Annotated in this window: 5 protein-coding genes; 1 reads left to right on the top strand and 4 read right to left on the bottom strand. The window is 71.2% G+C overall.

The window, feature by feature from the left end; genetic code table 11:
* The coding region (locus RIF68_RS32930; RefSeq protein WP_309055076.1) for a cytochrome P450 at nucleotides 1–416 on the top strand (416 nt) is incomplete at its 5' end.
* A 20-nt stretch (nucleotides 417–436) separates the two neighbouring features.
* Here the strand turns inward: RIF68_RS32930 and RIF68_RS32935 are convergent.
* The 4 genes from RIF68_RS32935 to RIF68_RS32950 form a co-directional block, all read right to left on the bottom strand.
* Nucleotides 437–700: a hypothetical protein gene (locus RIF68_RS32935; RefSeq protein ID WP_309055077.1), complete on the bottom strand. Its 264-nt coding sequence runs from the start codon at nucleotides 698–700 to the stop codon at nucleotides 437–439.
* Nucleotides 701–1,056: 356 nt separating this feature from the next.
* Nucleotides 1,057–1,455: a hypothetical protein gene (locus RIF68_RS32940; RefSeq protein ID WP_309055078.1), complete on the bottom strand. Its 399-nt coding sequence runs from the start codon at nucleotides 1,453–1,455 to the stop codon at nucleotides 1,057–1,059.
* The gene (locus RIF68_RS32945) at nucleotides 1,455–1,730 is read right to left on the bottom strand and encodes a hypothetical protein (RefSeq protein WP_309055081.1); all 276 of its coding nucleotides are present in this window, start codon (nucleotides 1,728–1,730) and stop codon (nucleotides 1,455–1,457) included. Before RIF68_RS32945 ends, RIF68_RS32940 begins: the two co-directional genes overlap by 1 nt.
* A 593-nt stretch (nucleotides 1,731–2,323) precedes the next feature.
* A complete protein-coding gene (locus RIF68_RS32950; RefSeq protein ID WP_309055082.1) occupies nucleotides 2,324–2,596 on the bottom strand; it encodes a hypothetical protein in 273 nt (90 codons plus the stop codon).
* Between the last annotated feature and the right edge of the window lie 370 nt (nucleotides 2,597–2,966).

Genomic DNA, 2,966 nt, shown 5'->3' on the forward strand with positions numbered 1-2,966 from the left:
GGCTGGTCAAGGAGGCGTTGCGCCTCTACCCGACCGCCTGGCGCCTGATCAGAGTGGCCGCTGCCGACCACGATATAGCCGGCCGCCGGGTCCACGAGCGCGAGCACGTCCTGATCGGCACGCACGCCATCCACCGGTCAGCGACCGTATGGGACAAGCCCCTGACCTTTTGCCCCTCACGCTGGGAAAAGCCGACCGACGAGCAACGGCGCTCCTACCTTCCCTTCGGCAAAGGCGAGGGTATGTGCCCGGCGAACGGCTTCGCCCTCAGGGCCCTCGAACACGTCAGCCACCTCATCCTCCGCGAATACCGGGGACACGTGCGGCTACGCGCCCGCAGACCCCACGTCCGCACGCTCCTGGCCCCGCCTGCAGGATGGACCCACCTCACCCCCGCCCCGCCACGCGATGACTGAACCGGACTCTCGGCTTGTCCTCAGCGCAAAGGCGCGCCCGCACCGAGAACAAGGCGTCCAGGGATGATCACGCCCTGCATGGTGTAGGCCAGGTGGAAGCGTCGACGGATCACGGTCTTGATCCGGCCCAGGGTCCAGCGCTGGTCCTCCCAGCCGTGCGCGGCCGGCCCCTTGACCAGCTCCGCCTCCAGCTGGCGAACTGCCCCTCGCTCAGCCTCGGCAACGACGCCGGGCCCTGCGACCGCGAAGCACGCGGCCCGCCCTCGTCCCATGCCTGCCGCCATCGCTGCACCGACCGGACACTGACGCGCAGGTTGGCGATCACCGAACTCGCCTCGCCGAGGGCGAACCGCTCGGCCGCCTGAAGCCGTAACCCCTTCACGGAAGCGCTGTCGTTCGGCGGTCAGCCCGCCCCCTTGTGGATACCGCATGCACTGGTGATAGCGCAGGCGACTGCCGCCCATCAGCCCCCTACGACACCACGAGTTCAACCTCAGTGACCACGGTGCCCGGCCCAAGGACGAGGAGCTCGGCCGGATCGCGGCTGAGATGCGGGCCGGTATGGCCGCCGGTGGGAATCCGGGCGCGCTTGTCGTAGGAGGAGCGGTGCTGACCGTCTTCTGCCGTCGGTGGTGACCGGTTACTGGTCGGGGTGGACGGCTTGGACGCCGGTGCCCGCGTAGGCCTTCGGTGTCAGGGTGAGCAGGTATCGTCCGGCGGGGTGGGCGGCGGAGGGGCGGGCGGCGTGGATGGCGTGAACGGCGGCCCAGGAGTGCCCGAAGCGCAGTAGTTCGGTGGCGGTGACCGCGGCGTCGGTGTCGAACGCCTCGATCCGGATGAACCGCAGACCCTTGATGTAGCCGAGCAGCCCGGGCCGTTCGGCGTCTCCGGCCGTCAGGGACAGCACCGGTGCATACAGATCCCCGAGTCCGCCGGAGGCCTGGACGTAGAACGCGGCGACCGCCTCGTTGAACGGGTCCTTCGGGTCGTACAACGCTCCCGCGGTCGTGTGGTCGAGGACGACCGCGATCCCCGCCACTACGCGGCCGCCCGCGGACCGTGCCCGCTGCCGCCGAGGCGCTCCAGCAGCGCCCGGGCCTTCGCCTCCGCCTCCGGGCTCGGCGCGCTGCCCAGCGCGGAGGCGAGCTCGGTGCGCGCCAGCTCGGCACGCTCGGCGTACTCGGCCTGCGTCGGCGTGCTCTGCGCGAGGTCCTCCACAAGCCCGCGGATCGTGGTGCCGTGCTCGGCCGCCAGCTGTGCCAGCCGGTCCCGCGCGGCTGTACTCACCTTGATGCTCGTCTCGTCTGCTGCCATGCCCCGACTCTACCGTGACCCTCTACCGCGGGTAGAGGGAACGAGTCCCTGAACCCCTGCGCCTGGGGTCGAGCCGCCCGCGAGGCGGGTACTGGCCGAGGCCGCAAGCGGCCGGCCTCCCCTTCGCAGCCGTGGCGCAGGGTTTGACGGACGTCGAGATAGAAGCGCTGATGCGACGACCAGTTCACGCAACTCCCGGACGCCTTCCCCGGCCGTGCCCACCCCCTCTCCGGCAGCCAGTGGACACACCCCCGCTCGGACCCCGTGCCCCTGGCCCGGCGCATGGCCGGCATCTTCGCCGATCCACGCGCCCGGGCCGAGGCACAGACCAGGCCGCCGCCCGCGCCCGCTCCGCAGCCGGGCCGCCACTGTGGTGCACCCTGTGACCACACACCCGGCCCCCGCACAGGCCCGCACCCCACGGCAGTGAACCGTCCACACCCGGGGGACGGGACGCCGGCCGCCCGGGAATGACCGGCGGACGACCGATGACCTCCCCTGCGGCCCCGCTCTCGAGCCGGCGCCGTCCTGGCGCGGCCAGGACACGCTTCGCGCACTGGCCGCGCCGCGCCGACTGAGCGCACGAGGTGTCCTTACGCGTTGGTCGAGCGGTTCGTCTGGGCCTGGTAGATGGCGCTACGGGTACGGGGGTCGGCGGTCCACCTGGCGTCGAGCAAGGAGGCGAGCAGGTAGCCGGTCCGTCGGGTGGGGTCAGCGTGCAGGGATGCCGGCTTGACCTTGCGCAGGCTGCCGTCGGCGACATCCGTGACATGCACGTAGTTCGGGTCGGGCTGGGTCGGGTTGACGCGGTACCGGTAACCGGAGCGGTCGCACGCGACGTACTCCTGTCCGGGAGTGATCGCCATGGCTGGTGTCCTCACTTCTCAGCAGCGCCGCAACACTAACCGCAGCAGGAGGTGGTCGCCGAAGGCGTCGACATCCCCAGCGTCGACGCGATCGTCTTCGCCGACCCCACCCGCAGCGTTATCCCTGCGTCCAGGCCCCCGACCGCGCCCCGCGCCTCGACGTGAGCGGCAATACCGCCTCACTCATCGTCCCCGTCTATGTTCCGCCCGGCGCCTACGGCGAAAACATCGGCCGTGGCCGGGTCGGGCGGGGTGCCCCATGCGCGGGGACAACCGGTGTGGTCATGAGAGTTTGGCGGTGTCTGCCGTGTCGCAGGGATGGAAGGGGACGCGTCCGGGCGTAGATGTCGGGGGCGCGGGGAGGCCGTAC

Origin of the sequence: Streptomyces sp. (assembly GCF_031178505.1) — a bacterium.
Classification (GTDB): Bacteria; Actinomycetota; Actinomycetes; order Streptomycetales; family Streptomycetaceae; genus Streptomyces; species Streptomyces gulbargensis.